18 protein-coding genes and 1 riboswitch are annotated in these 19,482 nt (G+C 42.2%); of the genes, 13 read left to right on the top strand and 5 right to left on the bottom strand.

What is annotated here, in order from left to right; translation table 11 throughout:
• Positions 1–10: 10 nt before the first annotated feature.
• A complete protein-coding gene (locus ACVPPQ_RS01800) occupies positions 11–1,057 on the top strand; it encodes a MupG family TIM beta-alpha barrel fold protein (RefSeq protein WP_463496317.1) in 1,047 nt (348 codons plus the stop codon).
• Between the two features lie 33 nt (positions 1,058–1,090).
• Positions 1,091–2,074 (top strand): serine hydrolase domain-containing protein, encoded by a 984-nt coding sequence (locus tag ACVPPQ_RS01795; protein WP_463495346.1) that lies wholly within the window; start codon positions 1,091–1,093, stop codon positions 2,072–2,074.
• 95 nt (positions 2,075–2,169) lie between these two features.
• Here ACVPPQ_RS01795 and ACVPPQ_RS01790 read toward each other — a convergent pair whose 3' ends face one another.
• Positions 2,170–2,886 carry a hypothetical protein gene (locus ACVPPQ_RS01790; protein WP_463495344.1) on the bottom strand — a complete coding sequence of 239 codons (717 nt, stop codon included), beginning with the start codon at positions 2,884–2,886 and terminating at the stop codon, positions 2,170–2,172.
• Positions 2,887–2,989: 103 nt separating this feature from the next.
• A riboswitch (SMK box riboswitch) is annotated at positions 2,990–3,073 on the top strand.
• Here ACVPPQ_RS01790 and metK point away from each other — a divergent pair.
• Positions 3,071–4,270, top strand: a complete 1,200-nt coding sequence (gene metK / locus ACVPPQ_RS01785; protein ID WP_463495343.1) for a methionine adenosyltransferase — start codon at positions 3,071–3,073, stop codon at positions 4,268–4,270. Its footprint overlaps the riboswitch before it by 3 nt.
• Positions 4,271–4,373: 103 nt before the next feature.
• A complete protein-coding gene (locus ACVPPQ_RS01780; protein WP_463495341.1) occupies positions 4,374–5,837 on the top strand; it encodes an MDR family MFS transporter in 1,464 nt (487 codons plus the stop codon).
• Positions 5,838–5,910: 73 nt separating this feature from the next.
• On the opposite strand, the gene ACVPPQ_RS01775 is transcribed toward ACVPPQ_RS01780, so the two are convergent.
• A complete protein-coding gene (locus ACVPPQ_RS01775) occupies positions 5,911–6,939 on the bottom strand; it encodes a lactonase family protein (RefSeq protein ID WP_463495339.1) in 1,029 nt (342 codons plus the stop codon).
• 147 nt (positions 6,940–7,086) lie between these two features.
• Here ACVPPQ_RS01775 and ACVPPQ_RS01770 point away from each other — a divergent pair, with 147 nt between their 5' ends.
• A complete protein-coding gene (locus ACVPPQ_RS01770; protein ID WP_463495337.1) occupies positions 7,087–7,470 on the top strand; it encodes a PTS glucitol/sorbitol transporter subunit IIA in 384 nt (127 codons plus the stop codon).
• Between the two features lie 16 nt (positions 7,471–7,486).
• Positions 7,487–8,632: an AI-2E family transporter gene (locus ACVPPQ_RS01765; protein WP_463495335.1), complete on the top strand. Its 1,146-nt coding sequence runs from the start codon at positions 7,487–7,489 to the stop codon at positions 8,630–8,632.
• 41 nt (positions 8,633–8,673) lie between these two features.
• On the opposite strand, the gene ACVPPQ_RS01760 is transcribed toward ACVPPQ_RS01765, so the two are convergent.
• The 3 genes from ACVPPQ_RS01760 to ACVPPQ_RS01750 form a co-directional block, all read right to left on the bottom strand.
• The gene (locus tag ACVPPQ_RS01760) at positions 8,674–9,129 is read right to left on the bottom strand and encodes a GNAT family N-acetyltransferase (RefSeq protein ID WP_025083838.1); all 456 of its coding nucleotides are present in this window, start codon (positions 9,127–9,129) and stop codon (positions 8,674–8,676) included.
• Between the two features lie 187 nt (positions 9,130–9,316).
• The gene (locus ACVPPQ_RS01755; RefSeq protein ID WP_463495333.1) at positions 9,317–10,294 is read right to left on the bottom strand and encodes a GMP reductase; all 978 of its coding nucleotides are present in this window, start codon (positions 10,292–10,294) and stop codon (positions 9,317–9,319) included.
• A gap of 143 nt (positions 10,295–10,437) precedes the next feature.
• Entirely contained in the window at positions 10,438–11,391 is a 954-nt protein-coding gene (locus ACVPPQ_RS01750; RefSeq protein ID WP_463495332.1) for a magnesium transporter CorA family protein, read from the bottom strand.
• An 87-nt stretch (positions 11,392–11,478) separates the two neighbouring features.
• Here ACVPPQ_RS01750 and ACVPPQ_RS01745 point away from each other — a divergent pair, with 87 nt between their 5' ends.
• The 7 genes from ACVPPQ_RS01745 to ymfI all read left to right on the top strand — a co-directional run bounded on the left by ACVPPQ_RS01745 (position 11,479) and on the right by ymfI (position 19,469).
• A complete protein-coding gene (locus ACVPPQ_RS01745; RefSeq protein WP_463495330.1) occupies positions 11,479–12,315 on the top strand; it encodes a methyltransferase domain-containing protein in 837 nt (278 codons plus the stop codon).
• Between the two features lie 252 nt (positions 12,316–12,567).
• Positions 12,568–13,077, top strand: a complete 510-nt coding sequence (trmL, locus tag ACVPPQ_RS01740; protein WP_025083835.1) for a tRNA (uridine(34)/cytosine(34)/5-carboxymethylaminomethyluridine(34)-2'-O)-methyltransferase TrmL — start codon at positions 12,568–12,570, stop codon at positions 13,075–13,077.
• A gap of 8 nt (positions 13,078–13,085) precedes the next feature.
• The gene (locus ACVPPQ_RS01735; RefSeq protein WP_463495328.1) at positions 13,086–13,490 is read left to right on the top strand and encodes a DUF1149 family protein; all 405 of its coding nucleotides are present in this window, start codon (positions 13,086–13,088) and stop codon (positions 13,488–13,490) included.
• 155 nt (positions 13,491–13,645) lie between these two features.
• Complete coding sequence (locus ACVPPQ_RS01730; protein WP_463495326.1) at positions 13,646–15,997, top strand: FtsK/SpoIIIE family DNA translocase; 2,352 nt, start codon at positions 13,646–13,648, stop codon at positions 15,995–15,997.
• Positions 15,998–16,172: 175 nt separating this feature from the next.
• Positions 16,173–17,444, top strand: a complete 1,272-nt coding sequence (gene yfmF, locus ACVPPQ_RS01725; RefSeq protein ID WP_463495324.1) for an EF-P 5-aminopentanol modification-associated protein YfmF — start codon at positions 16,173–16,175, stop codon at positions 17,442–17,444.
• Positions 17,434–18,738, top strand: a complete 1,305-nt coding sequence (yfmH, locus tag ACVPPQ_RS01720; protein WP_025083831.1) for an EF-P 5-aminopentanol modification-associated protein YfmH — start codon at positions 17,434–17,436, stop codon at positions 18,736–18,738. Before yfmF ends, yfmH begins: the two co-directional genes overlap by 11 nt.
• Positions 18,738–19,469 carry an elongation factor P 5-aminopentanone reductase gene (gene ymfI, locus ACVPPQ_RS01715; RefSeq protein WP_463495322.1) on the top strand — a complete coding sequence of 244 codons (732 nt, stop codon included), beginning with the start codon at positions 18,738–18,740 and terminating at the stop codon, positions 19,467–19,469. The genes yfmH and ymfI overlap by 1 nt, the downstream gene beginning before the upstream one ends.
• Positions 19,470–19,482 lie beyond the last annotated feature (13 nt).

Here is a 19,482-nt window from a genome sequence, read left to right as displayed (position 1 = left end):
GGTGAAGAGGATGTTAGGCGTTTCAGCATATTTAAAAGATTTGGATACTGTGTACTTAGAAAAAGCAGCTCAAATAGGTGTGAAATACGTTTTTACATCATTGCATATTCCAGAAGAAGATTTTTCGAATATTGATCAGCAATTGCCTTTATTACTGGCGACGTGTCGCCAAAATAATTTAATGCTCGTTCCAGATATTTCACCAGTTACTTTTGAAAAACTTGGGCTTAAAAATGGTGATATGGGCGCTTTAAAGAAACTGGGTATCAATGCGGTCCGGCTGGATTACGGGTTTGACGATCCAAAAGAATTGGTTGATCTGCAAGCTAATTTTACATTGTTTTTGAATGCGAGTGTCGTCAATCAGCAATTTATGGATGATGCAATTAAAGCGGGATTGAATCTTGCTGAAATTCAGATGACGCATAATTTTTACCCAAAGCCGGATACCGGATTAACCGAGACTCTCTTTAGAGATGCAAATGCAATCTTTCAAGAAAAAGAATTAAGAATTTTAGCTTTTGTTCCAGGCGATCGATTGAAGCGTTTTCCGTTTTATCAGGGATTACCAACACTCGAAAAGCATCGCGGTGTGCAACCGTACGTTGCTGCTGTTGAGTTATTGAAAGCGTTTGGGGTGACCGATATTTTGGTTGGCGATAGTTTTGCACAATTGGCGACGCTAGAGATGATTCAAAAATATATGACAACTAAAATTATGACCCTACCCGTAAAACTAACTGAAGAAGCTAATCATAATTTGTACCATCAAGTGATTAAGGTCCGTCGGGATATTCCGGGTAGTCTAGTGCGACTTTCAACACCAAGATTAAGTAATGTACCAATTCAAAAAACGTTGAGTCGATCAATTGGCATGATTACAATGGAAAATGAGCTCGGTGGCAGGTACAGTGGCGAAATTAACTTATGTAAGGCGCCCTTACCGTTTTCGGCCTCGACGAATTGCATTGGTTTTGTACATCCAGAGTATGTGGATTTATTGCAATACATTGATTCTGAAACAAGCCTTGAACTGATACCATTAGATGAAAAGTAAAGAAAGCTAACTAGTATAGAAGGGTGTTGTACAATGGTAGCAGACAATGTAATTGTTGATTTTTTAGAAAAAGGGATTTCAGAGCAAATATATTCTTGTGGGTTTCTGCTGGTTCTTAAGGGGCAAGAGGTTCTTTGTAGTCAAGGCGTTGGGGAGGTTCCCGTAACTGGTGAACGACCAAATGCAGCCACTCGATTTGACTTGGCTTCTTTGACAAAAGTGGTGGCAACATTACCAGCCGTGCTAGCTTTAATTGAGACCAAGCAGTTATCTTTAGACCAAACGGTGGGTGAAGTGTTAGTGACTTTACAAACCAGTGAAGTTGGTCAGTTAACAATTAAACAATTATTGACACACACCTCAGGATTACCGGCGCATATCCGCTTTTATGAGCAGGCACAAAGCGATATATTGTTAGCCATCAAGACGGTGACGTTACAAACAGTGCCTGGAACAACTGTGAGTTATAGTGATCTCGGGTTTATGTTGCTTGGAAAAATCGTTGAAAGAATCAGTGGTCAATCCTTAGGTGCTTTTTCAAAGGCGGTTGTATTTCAAAATCTTGGCATGACTGCAACGAGTTTTGGGGCTCAAGATGCGGTCGCTACCAGAACGGTCAATCAACCTGATGATAAAAATGCCCGTTATCTAGTCGGAGATTCAGGACATGCCGGCCTTTTTAGTACAGCAACTGATTTAAGCCAGTATCTCCTTTTCTGGCAACGGATAATTAAGCAATCTGCTTTATACCAAGCCGCCGTTACTTGTCAGGTTAAAAAAGCGGATGACCCCAGAGGCTTGGGGTGGGTCTTAAAAAATAGCTCATTTAGTTTTTTTGATGACTTTTCTGAATTATCTTTTGGCCACACCGGTTACACGGGGACGAGTATTATGGTTGACCCAACAGCGACTATCTCGGTAGTTTTTTTAACCAATCGTGTTTATTATGCAACGGATATGCGCTTCATCAGGTTTCGGAAGCAATTGCATACCTTAATTAAGGACCGGTTATCTTGAAGTCCATCCAAGTGTGGTTATTGAATAAATAGGGTTTTAATAAATCGATTGGATAGAAATAACCCGGTGCAGAAGCACCGGGTTATTTCTTTGGATTAAACGGTGAGAAATAGAGCAATAATCAATATAATGATATAAGCTTCTTGAAATAGCACATTATTTTTTAGCCAATGCAGGTGGGTTGCCAGTAACAGTAACTGTGCACCGGCAAACAGAATTAATTGCCAACTACCGATTAAGTGGGTCACGACGGTTAGAACGATTAGTAACAACCAAAGGATATAACTAATCTGTGCTAAGCGACCAGTGATACTCGTTAATTCCATTAAAAAGATAATCAATAAGAATAACGCGACTTTGATGAGCAATGATTCTGGTAGAAAATGGATCACACTGAATAGTTGAGCGGTTAAGAAGAAAAAAGGGGCAAGCAACAATTGACAGATTAATTTTAAGAGCCGTGATTGAAATTGTTCCGGGAAAATAAAGGGAAATAACACCAATAGGCTAGTTACGCCGAGTAATAAGCCAATCCATTGTTCGGATTGGTGGCCTATGAGCCCACTGAGCAATAGTGTTAGCATTAATAAACCAATGGCCACACTGCGTTTAGGCTTGCTCTGAGGCGAAATGACTAGCAATAAAATTAAGATAAGCCCCAATAAGCTAGTCAGGCCTAAATCAAGACTATAGTGTTTTGGAAAAGGCCAGCTCGCAAAGAGGATAATTAAGCCGAAATTAATGACATTGAATAAAACGAGTTGCCACACTGTGCCGGTCGTTGGCAAATGTTTCTGATTAAGATAAAACATAGCAACACCCTTTTCTTGGAATTAGAATATCTGTTATATCTTAACTTTTTTAATGAAGAAGGTCAATGACTTTTGAAATGAGGTCTCTTTTGTGCTAAAGTAGTAGAGTTATAAGATGTTCCCGATAGGATTCACACATAGTGAAGAGGCCTTGTAACCACACATATTCAGGGGGAAGAAAGACATGCAAGAGAAACATTTATTTACTTCGGAATCCGTTTCTGAAGGCCATCCAGATAAGATTGCTGATCAAATTAGTGACGCGATTTTAGATGCGATGTTGGCACAAGATCCACAAGCCCGAGTTGCTTGTGAGACAACCGTCACAACTGGTTTAGTATTGGTGGTTGGCGAAATATCAACGACGGCTTATGTTGATATCCAAAAAGTCGTTCGTGAAACGATTAAGAAGATTGGTTATCGTGATGGTCATTACGGCTTTGATGGTGATAATTGTGCGGTGATTGTGGCGTTAGATGAACAATCACCCGATATTGCTCAAGGCGTCGATGATTCGGTTGAATCCCGTCAAAAGGACGAAGATCCACTCGATAAAATTGGGGCTGGCGATCAAGGTTTGATGTTCGGATTTGCCGTTGATCAAACACCAGAACTCATGCCATTACCAATCGCTTTATCACACCGTTTAATGCAAAAGGTTGCGGCATTACGTAAAGAAGGCACCATTCCTTATTTACGGCCCGATGCTAAAGCCCAAGTGACTGTTGAATACGATGAAAACGAACAACCAATTCGCGTTGATACCGTCGTGATTAGTACCCAACATGATGCGGATGTTGATTTAGAAACTATCCAAAAGGATATGTTGGAACAGGTCATCAAGGCCGTTATTCCAGCTCAATATTTGGACGATCAAACGAAATACTTCATTAATCCAACCGGTCGTTTTGTGATTGGCGGTCCTCAAGGGGATTCAGGTTTAACGGGTCGTAAGATTATTGTTGATACCTACGGCGGTTATGCGCGTCATGGTGGCGGGGCCTTTTCTGGTAAAGATGCCACTAAGGTCGACCGTTCAGCCAGTTATGCAGCGCGGTATATCGCTAAGAATATTGTCGCGGCTGGTTTGGCTCATAAATGTGAAGTTCAATTGGCTTATGCAATTGGCGTGGCACAACCCGTTTCAGTTTCCGTTAATACGTTTGAAACTGGAAATGTCAGTGAAGAAGCGATTCAAACAGCAATCCGTGAGAATTTTGATTTGCGGCCAGCTGGGATTATTAAAATGTTAGATTTACAAAGACCCATTTACGAGCAGACAGCTGCTTATGGGCACTTTGGGCGTACAGATGTTGAATTATCATGGGAACGTTTAGATAAAGTGGCTGCGCTTAAAGCCAGTATTGCCAAAATAAACGCCTAGTGAGATGATTTAGACGAGTAAAAGAGGCGGCCTTTCCTTAACTTATTTGAGTTAAGCCAAGGTCTCTTTTTATGCTCATTATTCAAGAAAGGGTTTTTAAATAATGGAGAAGCAAAATCAAAGAAATGTGTTACTAGTCACGATTGCCATATTTGTCGCGACTTTCATGACTGCAATCGAAGGGACGATTGTGTCCACCGCGATGCCGACGATTATCAGTAACTTGCACGGCATGCGATTAATGAACTGGGTCTTTTCGATTTACTTATTAACAAATGCGATGATGACGCCGATTTATGGCAAGATGGCGGATCGGATTGGTCGCAAACCAATTTTTATTTTTGGGTTAGTGTTATTTGTAATTGGTTCAACACTTTGTGGGTTATCAAATCACATGGAGACGTTAATTATTTCCCGGGCAATTCAAGGAATCGGGGCCGGGGCGATTATGCCGGTTTCGTTTACGATTATTGCGGATATCTATCCGATTGAAAAGCGGGCTAAAGTATTGGGCTTCAATGGTTCGGCTTGGGGGATTGCATCGATCATCGCGCCTTTATTGGGCGGCTTTATCGTTGATAAATTGACGTGGCATTGGATTTTCTTCATCAACGTGCCAATTGGCATTATTACGATTGGTTTAATCTGTTACTGTCTACATGAAGAAAAACGTTCAAGCAAGGCACCTGTCGATTATTGGGGGAGCTTATGGTTGATGTTAGCTTTATTGGGACTCTTATATGGCTTCCAATTATTGGGTGAGACTAACGCTTCTTACGGATTAATGGCGCTTGTCTTAATCGGAGCAGTGGTTGCGTTTGGGTTGTTTATGCGGACTGAAAAACGGGCTGAAGATCCAATCATCGCACTCGATTTATTCAAGAACCGAACTTTCGTCGTTCAAAATGCGGTTGCGGCTTTAGTCAGTGGTTTTCTGATTGGCTTTGAAGTTTACATGCCAATGTGGATGCAAGGTATCTTGGGCTTAAAGGCGTCGATGGGGGGCTTTGTTGTCACCCCTAGTTCAATCATGTGGATTTTTGCGTCATTATGGGCGGGACAATTACTCGTTAAGCATGCGCCACGCACGATTTTGACGGGGAGTTTATTGATTCTACTCGTTGGGAGCTTCATCTTAGCTTTAGTCCCACAGTCGACACCATTTTGGTTCTTCTTGGTCGTTGCAGCTGGATTAGGGGTTGGTTTTGGGGCAATCATCACGACCACGACGGTTACCGCACAAAGTGTTGCTGGTGACGACAAAGTCGGCGTGGCGACCTCCTTTAATACCTTAAGTCGGACTTTAGGCCAGACATTGATGGTCTCGATTTATGGGATTATCGTCAACGTTCAGTTGGCGAAGGGGATTGCAAATGACCCCCGGTTAGGCTCGAATATGTTAAATAAATTAATCAATCCAGAGACAGCAGTCGAATTACCAAAAGCGTTATTGCCAGTGTTACGACACATTCTATATAACGGCTTACATCATATCTATTTCGCTTCGATTGTTCTGATTATCATTGCCCTCGGGATTAATTGGTTAGATCACAAAAAGAAGGCTTAAGGCATACTGGATTCGTCAAAAAAAGGCGTCCAATCTAAAATTAATTAGATTGGACGCCTTTTTTGTTGCTCATTTAATTTTGGAATAGAACACAAACACCTTCAGGAGTGCTCAAGTCTTTTTCACAAAGGGTTAATAAACCAGTTTGGGCATCTCGTTGGTAAAGGGTACCATTGTCACTGTTCTGATTAACGGCTAATAGGAGCGATTGATCCGCATTGAGATTGAAATCGCGGGGGAAATCCCCTTCAGTTGAAATGTGTTGAATCACTTTTAAGGTTTGACCTGCCGATTCAATGGCGTAGACGACGATTGAATTATGACCGCGGTTGGAAGCGTATAGGAAACGACCATCTGCGGAGATTCGAATGGCAGCGCCCCCGTTAGCTGCGTGCCAATCGCTAGGTAACATGGCATAAGTGTCACGCGCGGTGAAGGTCCCGGTTGAGGCTTGATAATCAAGCACCGTGATTTCACTGGCTAATTCGCCGAGTAAATAGGCAATTGGTTGTGTTGGATGGAAGACAAGATGACGCGTGCCAAAACCAGGGGCACTATGATAAGTCGCCACTTTGGTTAATTGACCAGCAGCATCGACATCGTAAGTCACCAGTTGATCGATGCCTAAATCACAAGCGACCAAGCGACCATCCGGTGTTAAATCGGTATAGTGAACGTGCGCGCTCGTTTGTTCTGGTTTGGGACCATGACCGGTATGGGTCGTCGTACTAGCGAGCTTTAATTGACCATCTGCTAGTATTTGATAAACTAGGATTTGGCCTTTATGATAATTAGCGGCGTAGACTAATTGACGGTCTTCATCAATGGCCACGTATGCGGGTGGTGCACCGGCTGCTAAGATGGCGTTCAAGCGGGTGGGTGTCGGCGTTGTTAAATCAAAGGCGGCAATTCCACCTTGATTGCCTTCTTTAATCACCGTATAAAGGATATTGCGTTTTGAAATCGCTAAGTAAGTTGGATTTTCAATATTAATCAATGGTTGAATGTTGCTGATTGCATGGGTAGTTTGATCTAAAATACCTTGATAGATACCCTTGCCAATTCGACGGGTGTAACCCCCGATAAGTACTTTTTCTGTCATTATTAGACCCCTTTCATCAATTACTATCTGAGTATAGCATATTCATGCGAAAACGGTTTAATTTATTGATAGGATTAATTAGCAAAAGCTGAGTCTGATGTAGGAATATGCTACAATAACAATATATTAAGTGAAAGAGGCGCCATTATGAAAATTCAAGCAGAAATTAAAGCCATCGGGGCTAATGCCATTGATTCCACAGAACCAATGGTGATTCTATTTAATGAACAGGCGACACCCGTACTTAAAAAAATTGCTTTAATTCAGCAGTTCGCAGACTTGCATCCGGTGTTTAACTTAACGACTGGCGCAACTGTGACGATTGATCAACATGTCTATCAGGTGACTTACGTTGGGGCATTGACCAATGAGAATCTCAATAGTATCGGACACGTCACTTTGATTTTTGATCAAGTCCCAGACGGTGATCGATTGCAAGGCGGCCTCTATTTAGCACCTATGACATCCGAAACACCAAAGATGCCCACTTTTAAAGTGGGCACTCAATTGAGTTATCAAATTAATGAATAGGAATTAGGTGTGGTTGATGGCACAGAGAGAATTAAATGAAACGAAACAGTCGTGGTTTTTTAAATGGTTTTTAAATAAGAAGTTGCCAGTTGTTTTGTTAAATGTTTTATTGACGTTACTGATAATATTATTGATGACCAAATTAGCGTGGCTATTGCAACCGATTCAATCATTGTTAACGATTATCGGGTTACCTGTGATTATTGCGGCGGTCTTGTATTATTTAACCAATCCGCTGATCGATTGGTTGGAAAATAAATGGCATTTAAATCGCGTGTTAGCCATCACGATACTATTCATTGCGATTATTGGTTTGATTGCCTGGGGAATCGCGACTTTAATTCCGGTGATTCAATCGCAAACAACCAGTTTGATTAAATACTGGCCGGATTATTGGCAGAATATTCAGAAACAGACGATGCAATGGTTTAACGATCCTAGTTTTAAATCGATTCAAAAACAGTTAAATGAGATAAATACCGATGTTTTGGGTAGTTTGTCGGATAAATTGAATAAGATGGTTAGCTCAACGGTCAGTCATATTGGGACGGCAGTTGGCGTAGTCACCAACATCGTGATTGCGATTGTCACGATGCCGTTTATTCTTTTTTTCATGTTAAAAGACGGGCACCGATTAAAAGCGTACTTAATGCACTTTTTCCCGAATCGAGTCCGTGCAACGACCGGCCAAGTGTTGCATGAAATCAATGGTCAAGTCAGTCAGTATATTCGTGGGCAATTGACGGTCGCCTTTTGGGTGGCCATCATGTTTACGGCGGGCTATTGGATTGTTGGGATGAAATACGCGTTAACGCTTGGTATTTTAGCTGGGATTTTAAATTTGATTCCTTATCTAGGCTCATTTTTAGCGATGGTCCCGTCCGTGATTATTGCCTTGTTTATTTCACCGTTGATGTTAGTCAAAGTTTTAATCGTCTTTGCGATTGAACAGACATTGGAAGGTCGCTTGGTTTCACCTTTGGTACTTGGCAGCAAGATGGCGATGTATCCGGTCACGACGATTATTGTATTGTTAGCATCGGGTAAGTTATTCGGTTTAGCCGGGGTTATTTTAGGCATTCCAGTCTATGCGATTATCAAAATTCTAGTCAGTCATTTATTCGACTGGTTTAGAGCCGTTTCAGGATTATATAATGATTAATCAAAAAAAGCTTGAACCCGTGATGGGGTCCAAGCTATTTTTTATTGCGCTAATTGTTCTGTTTGGCTAAAGGTTAATTTCATGTAGTGGTGCGGAATATTGGCTTCCATTTCGCCTTCGCTGATAACCGTGAAACCCAGTTTTTCATAAAAACCGATGGCGTGGTCTTGCGCGAATAACAGGATATAAGGGGTATTCGTCCGTTTGGCGTCTTCGATAATGGCTTCAATCAGTTGAAAACCTAATCCTTGGCCGCGGAAGGCTTTAATGGTGGCAACACGTTGAATTCTAAAACCACCATCTTTTAAGACGTGGACCCGAGCCGTAACGGCGGGGTCTTGTTCGAGGTAACCTACATAGTGAATTGTGTGATCTTCATGTGCATCAATTTCTTGGGTTTCCGGCATATTTTGTTCTCGGACAAATACCGTTCTCCTAATGTAAGTCGCATCACGGAAGATAACACTGTTATCGCCAAGTGTATGTTTAATTTCCATTTGTTTCACACTCTTTTCTGATCAATGTAGACGCCAAATATCGACGACACGGGTCATTATACCGTTATTTAATTATCGTTTCAATAGTTTACAAAAAGTTTTTAGGTACCTAACTAATTATAATATTGGTTTCAGCGTAGCGTGCCAAACAAAAAGACCAACCGCTGGTTAGCAGTTGGTCTTTTTGTTAAAGGACGTCGCCATTAAAAATGGAATGACGGACTAACACGTAATCGACTTTCCGTAGTGAGGAGAGTCGTTTACCACCGGCGTAAGAAATCGATGACTGGAGATCTTGGCGCATTTCAGTTAGTGTGTCACTAATTGCGCCTTTATAAGGGGCTAAAATCCGTTTGCCTTCGACGTTTTGGTGTGTACCTTTTTGGAATTCAGAGGCGGAGCCAAAGTATTCTTTATATTGTTGGCCATCTTCTTCGACTAATTGACCAGGCGATTCGGTATGACCGGCAAATAAGGAACCAATCATGACCATGCTAGCACCAAAGCGAATTGATTTGGCGATGTCGCCGTTGGTCCGAATGCCACCATCGGCAATAATCGGTTTAGTCGCGGCTTTGGCGCACCAACGTAGTGCGCCTAGTTGCCAACCACCGGTCCCAAAACCGGTTTTAATTTTAGTGATGCAGACTTTACCGGGACCAATCCCAACTTTAGTCGCATCGGCACCCGCGCGTTCTAAATCACGGACCGCTTCAGGAGTCCCAACGTTGCCCGCAATCACGAAACTCTTTGGCAAGGTCTTTTTGATGTGTTGAATCATATCGATGACGACTTGAGAATGGCCGTGGGCGATATCGATGGTAATGTATTCAGGAATCAGATCTTGTTGGGCGAGTTGGTTGATAAAATCAAATTCATCGGTCTTAACACCGACACTGATTGACGCAAATAAGTTTTTAGCATGCATTTTTTCAATAAAAGCGACCCGTTTTTCGGGTTGGAAACGGTGCATGACGTAGAAATAGTGGTTTTCAGCTAACCAAAGGGCTAGTGGTTCATCGATAATTGTTTGCATATTAGCAGGGACAACCGGAATTTTGAACGTTTCATTGCCGAAGCGGACCGTGGTATCAATCTCACTGCGGCTTTTAACGATACACTTATTAGGAATAAGTTGCACATCTTCATAATCAAATACGTCCATTGGAATTCTCCTTAAACACGAACATTTATTTTTAATCATACGAATAAATTCGTACATTACGTATATTAACGGGATTCAAAGGGAAAGTCAACTTAAAAAGCCCATTTTAACCGATATCTCGATTAAAATGGGCTTTCGCAACATTAGAAATAGCGTTTGCGCCAGAAGCGGTAGATGAGTCCCGCTGCAACAATCAGTGAAATGATGAGGGTAATCACCCAACTTAATTTAAAATCAGCTAAGGGGAGGGCGACGTTCATTCCGTAGAAACTAAAGACGAGACCGGGGATGGTCAGAATAATGGAATACGATGCGAGAAACTTCATGACGCCATTCATGTTATTATTAATAATGGACGAATAGGTGTCGGCCGTTTCATTGATGATTGAGTTCGAAATCTCGGCCATTTCGATGGCCTGTTGATTTTCGATTTGGATATCATCGAGTAAATCCAATTCATCTTCAGTCAGTTTCAAAAAGTTGGTGCGGACTAACGTGGCTAAGACCATTTTATCAGTTTTAAGCGACATCATAAAATAAACTAAGCCCCGTTGAATCGCCATTAAATCGAAAAGTTCTTCGTTGCGCAGAGAATTTTGTAGGCGGGCTTCAATTCGTTCGCGGGAACGATTGATGTCGCGTAAGTATTGCAGGTAAATGGTGGAAATCCGGTACATAATTTGTAAGACGCTCCGGCGTTGGTTTTGAGGATTAAAATGTTTAATTTGATTGTCGACAAAACTTTGTAAGAAATTGACCGGCGTTTTATTGATGGTCAGAATCACAGAATCTGTTACAATTAATCCTAAAGGACTGGTCTTGTAACGGAATTTATCGGGTTTTTGTTGATCTTTTTCTAAATTAGGCATATCGAAAATAATTAAAGTTGCGTTATAATCCGGATCATGTTCCACCCGGGCACTTTCATCGGCATCTAAACTATAATAAATAAAATCAGCCGGCAAGTGTAGTTTCTTGGTTAGTAGCTCGATTTCTGCTGGTGTTGGATCCATTACGTTAATCCAGCTATTCGGTTGGATTTTATCAAATTTAGCGATTTTTTGTTTTGTTTCGTCGAACCGGTAAGTTGCAAACATCATGTCACTTCCTTTAAAAAAATTATCTAATGTTAAGTCTACTGAATATTCTTAGAATGTAAAGTAGCAGGTCAGGAGAATTAGAATTTGAAAAAAATTGAATTAGCAAAACAATTTTTACAACAGCATCTAGCAGCACTGCAATGCCCCCTTTGTCAGGCGGCATTAGTGACGTTAGCGGGGAATAGTTTAACGTGCCAGAGTGGCCACAGTTTTGATCTAGCGAAGAACGGCACCCTTTATTTCCTACAAAAACAAATGAAATCTGAATACACGAAGGAAATGCTAGAACACCGGCGGGCTTTTTTGCAAGCCGGTTTCTTCCAGCCGTTTCTGACGGCGATTGCGCAACATTTAACGCCTGACAGTCTGATTTTGGATGTCGGCTGTGGGGAAGGGACACCGATTCAACAATTGAATCAACAAGTCGTAGCGGACTATATCGGTTTTGATATCTCGAAACCGGCCATCCAATTAGCGAGTGATTATAATGCAGACGGTTGGTTTTGTGTCGCCGATTTGGCGCGAATGCCATTTGCTAATCAGCAGTTGGATACGGTGTTAAATATCTTTTCACCTTCGCAATATCAAGAATTTAAACGGGTGTTGAAACCCGGTGGCCAACTGATTAAAGTCATTCCGAACGCGGGTTATCTACACGAGTTACGTGAATTATTATACCAAGGCCAAGCTAAAGAAAGCTATGACCACGGTCCGGTGTTGACGTTATTTGAACAACACTTTGAGACGTTTGAGGCCTATCAAGTCCAACAAACGATGACGTTAACTGAAACGACTTTAACGGATTTATTGGCGATGACCCCACTGACTTGGACGGCGACAAAAGCCCAATTAGCGGCGATTACGTTGACTCAATTACCAGAGATTTCGTTGGATGTCACGATTTTAGTGGGGAAACAATGAGAAATTAAAGTAATTTTAATAAATCTGATTGCAAGTCCAAATAAAGGGCGTTATAATGAATGCAAGGAATTTTTTCCCTAACTTTTATCAGAATTATTTTTGATAAAAGCTAGTGATGAAATGACACTAACGTAGTTTCTCGCCGTGAATAACCGAGGAGCTACGTTTTTTTATGGTTCAAGCAACAGTAGAGCTTTGATCGTAAATGTTGTATACTTAAGCTACTGAATCTTTTTTAAGGGAAGTAAAATTGTGACTAATCATATTGTTCTATACGAACCACTAATCCCCGCTAATACGGGAAACATCGCCCGGACTTGTGCTGGTACTAACACGGTCTTGGATTTAATTGAACCTTTAGGTTTTGAAACGGATGATAAGCATCTGAAACGGGCCGGTCTTGATTATTGGGATAAGGTCAACATTCATTATCATAAAAATTTAGAAGCCTTTTTAGCCACCGTTCCGGATCAACAATACCTCTATTTAATTACGAAATTCGCCAAGGAAGCTTATTCGGATCGGGATGTGACCGACACGAGTGTTGATCATTATTTTATGTTCGGCAAGGAAACAACCGGCTTACCTGAAACGTTTATGCGCGATAATGAGGATAAATGTTTGCGTATTCCAATGTCCGAAAATATTCGGGCGTTGAACTTATCGAATTGTGCGGCATTAGTGATTTTTGATGCGTTACGTCAACAAGATTTCCCTGGTTTAGAAAAGAGTCATTTATACGATCACGATAAATTAAAATAGGGAGAATTATGATACAAACAAAAAAAGACCCCATCAGCGTTGATGCGTTTCATTTTGACCGCGTTGCGTTAGAAACCGAACCCCAACAAAACATTCAAGTCAGCTTATTGGCGATTGAAGCGGATGATCAATATTTGCAAGAAGCTGATTTAGCAGCTGGCAATATTTATCAAATTGTGACGCCTTTCCAAGTGGTGCCTGAAAAGAGTGGTTTTGCCGTCTCTGGTCAGATATCCCGAGTCGTTCAACTATTAGATTTCTTCGGTAAACCGGAAGAAATTGATCAAAAAGAACTTAAAAAATTATCACGACCATTAATTGAATACATCGAAACTTTGACTTATCAAGTCACGACGGTCGCATTAAACCGTGGCGTCCAATTACAATTTACCGCCGCATTAACTGAAGACTAGTCAAACGGGTTAGTCACCGTTTAAACGTTATAGACGCTTAATCCGTTGTTGGGATTAGGCGTTTATTTATTAAGCCAGACTTTTTAGTTAAATGACGGTCACCCGGAACAAAAGTTCGTGTATAATGAAGGTCAGACAGTTTTGAAGGAGATTTTATGGCAACTCAACGAAAAAAAAGTAAACCACGTGCCAAAACAACGAAAAAGAAACAAGCGACCGTTGACTACACCGTAAATATTATCGGTTTTATCTTTATTTTAATTAGCCTTTTTGCTGGTTTAAAATTAGGGTTTATCGGGGCTTTATTTGCGAATGTTTTCCGCTTATTTATTGGGGATACCTACGTGCTAGGCGCGATTCTTTTTGCCCTACTCGGTTTTTACCTAATGATTTACGGCAAACAACCGCCATTATTTCAACGTAAAACGCTTGGTTTTAGCGTGGCCTATGTTGGTGTTTTGATTTGGTTATCCGCGTTTGTACTGCATCAACAAGCGATTAATAATCATTTTATATCGGCCACCTGGCAACAATTATTTGAAGATTTTCAGAAGATGGCCGTTACCACGGATGTCGGTGGTGGCTTAGTTGGCGCGACGTTATACAGCGGTGCCCATTTTCTGTTTGCGCAATTAGGGACCTACATCATTGCCGTCTTGGTGATGATTGTCGGCGTCTTTATCTTTCTGGATATCTCATTTAGTGTGGTGATTAAGAGCTGTCAGCATTTCATTCAAGGAATTCTGAAAGTCAGCGGTTATACCAAACGCGGTTTCCAACACGTTTCGGATAAGAGTCGTCAACAACTGGCCGCTCTAAAAGAACAAGCCCAAGCCCAAACGGACGAAGATTCCGGTGAATCAGCCACTAAGCAGACCCCTAAAGCACCGGTTGCAACGCCGCCGAAGGTCAAAGTGCCGGATGAAGGCTTTACGATTAATGGGCCCAAACAACTGCCTAAACCAATTGCGAGTCGGACGGCTGAAGCAACTAAAGCAGCCAAAGCTGAGACTGAGACCAAAGAACAAGTACCGGATATGGCCGAATTGGCGAGTCAGAATGCAACGGATGATGATTATGAATTACCGACACCAGAATTGTTAACCCAGATTCCGCAGTCGGATCAAAGTGAAGAATATCAGACGATTGAAAAGAATCAACAAGTACTCAAACAAACGTTTGATTCCTTTGGCGTCGATGTGGTGGTTAAAAGCGCCAGTCTAGGGCCAGCCGTGACGAAATATGAAATTCAACCCGCAGTCGGCGTTAAAGTCTCGAAGATTGTTAATTTAGCGGATGACTTGGCACTCGCACTTGCGGCCAAGGACATCCGGATTGAAGCGCCGATTCCGGGCAAACCGTATGTCGGGATTGAAGTGCCGAACAAGACGGTCTCAACCGTTTCCTTCCGTGAAATGATTGAACAAGAACCCCCTCATCCGGGTAAACCGTTAGCCGTGCCATTGGGGAAAGATATCTCCGGTAAAGTCATCATGTCTGATTTGTCGAAGATGCCGCATTTGTTAATTGCCGGTTCAACCGGTAGTGGGAAATCAGTCGCAATCAACGGGATTATTACGAGTATCTTAATGACGGCTAAACCGCACGAAGTTAAACTGATGTTGATTGATCCGAAAATGGTCGAATTAAACGTCTACAACGGCGTGCCCCATTTATTGATTCCGGTGGTCACAAACGCTAAAAAAGCGGCTAACGCGTTAAATAAAGTTGTTAAAGAAATGGAACGACGCTACCAATTATTCGCCGATACCGGTCAGCGGAATATGGTGGAATATAATCAATATATTCAAGGTCATAATGAAGACGGTGAGATTAAAGGCACACCGTTACCGTACATTGTTGTGATTGTCGATGAATTATCTGATTTGATGATGGTCGCCAGTAACGAAGTCGAAAGCGCGATTATTCGACTCGCACAAATGGCGCGGGCTGCCGGGATTCACATGATTGTCGCGACCCAACGGCCTTCCGTCGATGTCATTACCGGTTTAATTAAAGCCAATATTCCATCGCGGATTGCTTTTGCCGTGTCGAGTGGGATTGATTCGCGTACTATTTTAGACAGTAGTGGGGCTGAAAAACTATTGGGTCGGGGCGATATGTTGTACATGCCAATCGGGGTCAGCAAACCAACCCGGGTCCAAGGCGCCTTTATTTCGAGTCAAGACGTTGAAAGCATTGTGTCCTTTATCAAAGCCCAACAAACAGCGGAATACGATGAAGAGATGATTCCGACGACTGCTGAAGAACAGGGGCCAAGTGAAGCACCCGAAGATGAATACTATCAAGACGCGGTCGATTTAGTAGTGCAACAACAAACGGCGAGTGTCTCGATGCTGCAACGCCGCTTTAGAATCGGTTATAATCGGGCCGCGCGTCTGGTCGATGAACTGGAGAGCCGTGGGATTATTGGCCCATCAGAAGGTAGCAAACCACGTAAAGTATTAATCCAAAGTGCGCCGGAAGATGAAAATCCACCAGAATAAATTGAATCAATCATTGATTAGAAGTCAGATTGTGTTGTCAGTCACTCGGGCAGCACTATCTGGCTTTTTGAGTTTACCTTATTTTTTTGGTATGATAGAATGCGTGTGATTACGATTAAAATAGCCGGGATTTAAAAACGGTATTTTAGCTGTTAAACCGGTGAGGAGCGTCATGATGAATCAAAAAATAACAGATGGTGTTTATTTAAATATCTTACAAACCCAACAATTTAAAACAATTCGATTATCAATTCAATTTATCGCACCAGCGACTAAAGTGGGCTTAACTAAACGCTCACTTTTGGCGAGTGTCTTATCGGCCAGTAGTCAGGATTATCGGGATCAAGTCGCAATCGCAAATGAGTTACAAGCGATGTATGGGGCTGGTTTTAACATGAACGCTTACCGACAAGGCCAGTTAGCCATTTTTAACGTCTCAATGCGCATTGTGAGTCCACAATATCTACGCGACCCTCAAGACTTACAACAACAGGCGATTGCGTTCATCGGTCGGTTATTATTTAAACCGGATTTGGTGGACCAACAGTTTAACCCCGTCGTTTTTGAACGGGAAAAAGAAAACATGGCCCGCTATATTGCCAGCATTGCTGATGATAAACAGACGATGGCGTCGTTGGCGTTACGCGACTTGTATTTCACGGATGAGACGCAACAAACGCCTAATTTCGGGGATGCAACGGATTTAGCAGCCGTCACTGCGACGGATTTATACGAAACGTATAAGGCGATGTTAAACAATGATCGCGTCCAAATGACCTTGGTAGGCAATATTGATGAAGCTAAAGCCCACGCTGATTTGGCGCAATTAACGTTTGCGCCCCGTGACAGCCAACTACCCGCTATTTTTTATCAACAACCGTTGAGTGCAACGGTTCGTGAAGCGACTGATGAACAACCCGTTCAACAGGGTAAGTTGAATTTAGCCTATCAAATTCCCACTTATTTTTATCAACAGAATTATTACGCAATGCTAGTCACCAACGCCTTATTTGGTGGCACACCGTTGTCATTGCTATTTACCAATGTTCGCGAAAAAGCGAGCTTGGCCTATTATGCATCGAGTGGTTTAGATCCTTTTCGGGGTGTGATTACGGTCCAAACCGGGATTGAAAGTCAACAAAAAGACCGGGTATTGGCGATTATTGAAGAGCAACGCCAAGCCATCATCGAGGGGCAGTTTGAACAAGCTGTTTTTGAACAAACGAAATTAGCCTTAATTAACCAATTTAAATCAAGTTTAGATAACGCGGCTTATTTGGGCCAACAACAACTGAATCAACTTTTTGTGCCCGAAACCGAGATTGATGCTGACCAATTTACCGACCAAGTTTTAGCGGTCACGAAACAAGCCGTCCAAGAACAAGCTGCGAACATGCGGTTACAAGCAATTTACTTCCTGAAAGGGGTCGATACAAATGAAGCTTAGACAAAATCCCCGCTTAGGTGAGACGCTCTATGAAGAAACATTAGACAACGGGTTAACGGTTAAGTTATACCCTAAAAGTGGTTATCATAAAACGTATGCCATCTTGACGACTAATTATGGATCGATTGATAATACGTTTATGCCGATTGGTGAAAATGAATATGTGACGTTACCGGACGGAATCGCCCATTTCTTAGAACATAAATTATTCGAAAAAGCGGAATATGATGCTTTTGAAAAATTCGGAATTTACGGTGCGAGTGCCAACGCCTTCACGAGTTTTACGCGGACCAGCTATCTATTTTCAACAACGAGTCATTTACAGGCTAATTTAGAAATCTTATTGGATTTTGTCCAAGAACCGTATTTTACACCGGCAACGGTTAATAAGGAAAAAGGGATTATTGGTCAAGAAATCCAAATGTATAATGATGAACCTGATTGGCGTTTATTTTATACGGTTGTTGGTAATTTATACCCACAACATCCGGTGCGGATTGATATCGCCGGAACAGTCGATAGTATCGCTAAAATTACGGCGGATGACTTGTATCAAGCCCAAAAAACATTCTACCAACCTAGTAATATGAGCTTGTTTATTGTCGGTCAAATCGATGATCCGCAAGAAGTTCTCGATTGGGTGAGTGCTAATCAAGCGGCGAAACAGTTTGACCAGCCCCAACCGATTGTCCGGTCATTGCCGGCTGAAGCAGAAGATGGTAGTGATATCATTCCATATCGTTCGATGACGATGCCAGTGGTTCGTAGCAAGAGCATGGTTGGTGTCAAAGGCTTAACCGACTTTGGAACGGGTGAAGCTGGATTGGTCGCTAAGTTAAAGATGAATTTATTATTGGAAGTTCTATTTGGCGATTCATCAACCCAGGTTCAACGCCTCTATGAACAGGGATTATTGGACGATAGTTTCGGTTATGAATACGCGATTCAACGTTCCTTTAATTTTGTGACTTTAGGTGGCGATACGGACGATCCTAAAGGCCTATCGGATCAATTGATTGCGATTTTAGAACATTATCAAGACAGCCCCGACTTTACGGAAGCTAATTTGGCGTTGGTCAAAAAAGCGGCGTTGGGCGAATACTTACAAGCCTTCAATTCACTAGAAGCGATTGCGAATCAGTACAGTGATGAATTCTTTAACGAGGTTAGTCCGTTTGATGTGCTTGGTTTGATTGAACAGGTGACGCTAGCCGATTTGGCACAAGTCGCGGCCGATTTCTTTAAGATTGAAGCCATGACGGTTTGCCATATTTTACCGGAGGAACAAGCTTAATGAGACACTCAGCCTTGGTGATTGGCGCTTCCGGCGATATCGGCATGCGATGTGCCCAACGGCTGGCTAAAGCGGGTTGGTCACTATACTTACATTATTATCAAAATAGTGAACGGATTAGCCAACTGCAACAACAACTGAGTCAAGAATATCCACAACAGGATTTTTTGACGTGTCAATTAGATTTAACGGCGGAACCAGCGGTGATCCAAACGGCGATTGACCAGTTATTCCAAGTGGACGCGGTGATTTTTGCGGCGGGGATGACGACTTACGGTTTATTGGATGAAATTCCGGTTGAAGCGATTAATCGCTTGTGGCTGGTCCACGTTCAGACGCCAATTCAAATTTTGCAACAGTTACAGACGAAACTGGCCCAAAGTGATTTAGGTCGGATTGTCTTTATTGGCTCAATCTATGGCGGTCGGGGGAGCGCGATGGAAGTCCCTTATAGCACGGTTAAAGGGGCGCAGTCGGCCTTTGTGAACGCCTACGCTCAAGAAGTCGGCACCTTAGGGATGACGGTCAACGTGGTTGCGCCTGGCGCGGTTGCGACCAAGATGAACCAACAATTTACGTCGGAAGAACAACAAGCAATTACCGCGGATATTCCTAACGGGGCTTTTGCGACGACGGACCAGATTGCGTATTGGGTCCAGAGTTTGTTGGCGCCTGAAGCGGATTACTTAACGGGTCAGACGTTATACGTTAACGGTGGTTGGTTAAAATAAACAAATCTTAAAG

This window comes from Latilactobacillus parafuchuensis, assembly GCF_055271665.1.
Note: the sequence above shows the minus strand (reverse complement) of the source record. Positions and strands in the feature narration are given on the sequence as shown.

What these genes read in the sequence shown, in the direction of transcription:
- ACVPPQ_RS01780 (WP_463495341.1), top strand. Translation starts at nt 4,374, where the DNA reads ATGGAGAAGCAAAATCAAAGAAATGTGTTACTAGTCACGATTGCCATA.
- ACVPPQ_RS01790 (WP_463495344.1), bottom strand. Translation starts at nt 2,886, where the DNA reads ATGTTTTATCTTAATCAGAAACATTTGCCAACGACCGGCACAGTGTGG.
- ACVPPQ_RS01765 (WP_463495335.1), top strand. Translation starts at nt 7,487, where the DNA reads ATGGCACAGAGAGAATTAAATGAAACGAAACAGTCGTGGTTTTTTAAA.
- ACVPPQ_RS01795 (WP_463495346.1), top strand. Translation starts at nt 1,091, where the DNA reads ATGGTAGCAGACAATGTAATTGTTGATTTTTTAGAAAAAGGGATTTCA.
- ACVPPQ_RS01730 (WP_463495326.1), top strand. Translation starts at nt 13,646, where the DNA reads ATGGCAACTCAACGAAAAAAAAGTAAACCACGTGCCAAAACAACGAAA.
- ACVPPQ_RS01750 (WP_463495332.1), bottom strand. Translation starts at nt 11,391, where the DNA reads ATGTTTGCAACTTACCGGTTCGACGAAACAAAACAAAAAATCGCTAAA.
- metK (WP_463495343.1), top strand. Translation starts at nt 3,071, where the DNA reads ATGCAAGAGAAACATTTATTTACTTCGGAATCCGTTTCTGAAGGCCAT.
- yfmH (WP_025083831.1), top strand. Translation starts at nt 17,434, where the DNA reads ATGAAGCTTAGACAAAATCCCCGCTTAGGTGAGACGCTCTATGAAGAA.
- ACVPPQ_RS01800 (WP_463496317.1), top strand. Translation starts at nt 11, where the DNA reads ATGTTAGGCGTTTCAGCATATTTAAAAGATTTGGATACTGTGTACTTA.
- ACVPPQ_RS01775 (WP_463495339.1), bottom strand. Translation starts at nt 6,939, where the DNA reads ATGACAGAAAAAGTACTTATCGGGGGTTACACCCGTCGAATTGGCAAG.
- ymfI (WP_463495322.1), top strand. Translation starts at nt 18,738, where the DNA reads ATGAGACACTCAGCCTTGGTGATTGGCGCTTCCGGCGATATCGGCATG.
- ACVPPQ_RS01735 (WP_463495328.1), top strand. Translation starts at nt 13,086, where the DNA reads ATGATACAAACAAAAAAAGACCCCATCAGCGTTGATGCGTTTCATTTT.
- yfmF (WP_463495324.1), top strand. Translation starts at nt 16,173, where the DNA reads ATGAATCAAAAAATAACAGATGGTGTTTATTTAAATATCTTACAAACC.
- ACVPPQ_RS01760 (WP_025083838.1), bottom strand. Translation starts at nt 9,129, where the DNA reads ATGGAAATTAAACATACACTTGGCGATAACAGTGTTATCTTCCGTGAT.
- ACVPPQ_RS01770 (WP_463495337.1), top strand. Translation starts at nt 7,087, where the DNA reads ATGAAAATTCAAGCAGAAATTAAAGCCATCGGGGCTAATGCCATTGAT.
- ACVPPQ_RS01755 (WP_463495333.1), bottom strand. Translation starts at nt 10,294, where the DNA reads ATGGACGTATTTGATTATGAAGATGTGCAACTTATTCCTAATAAGTGT.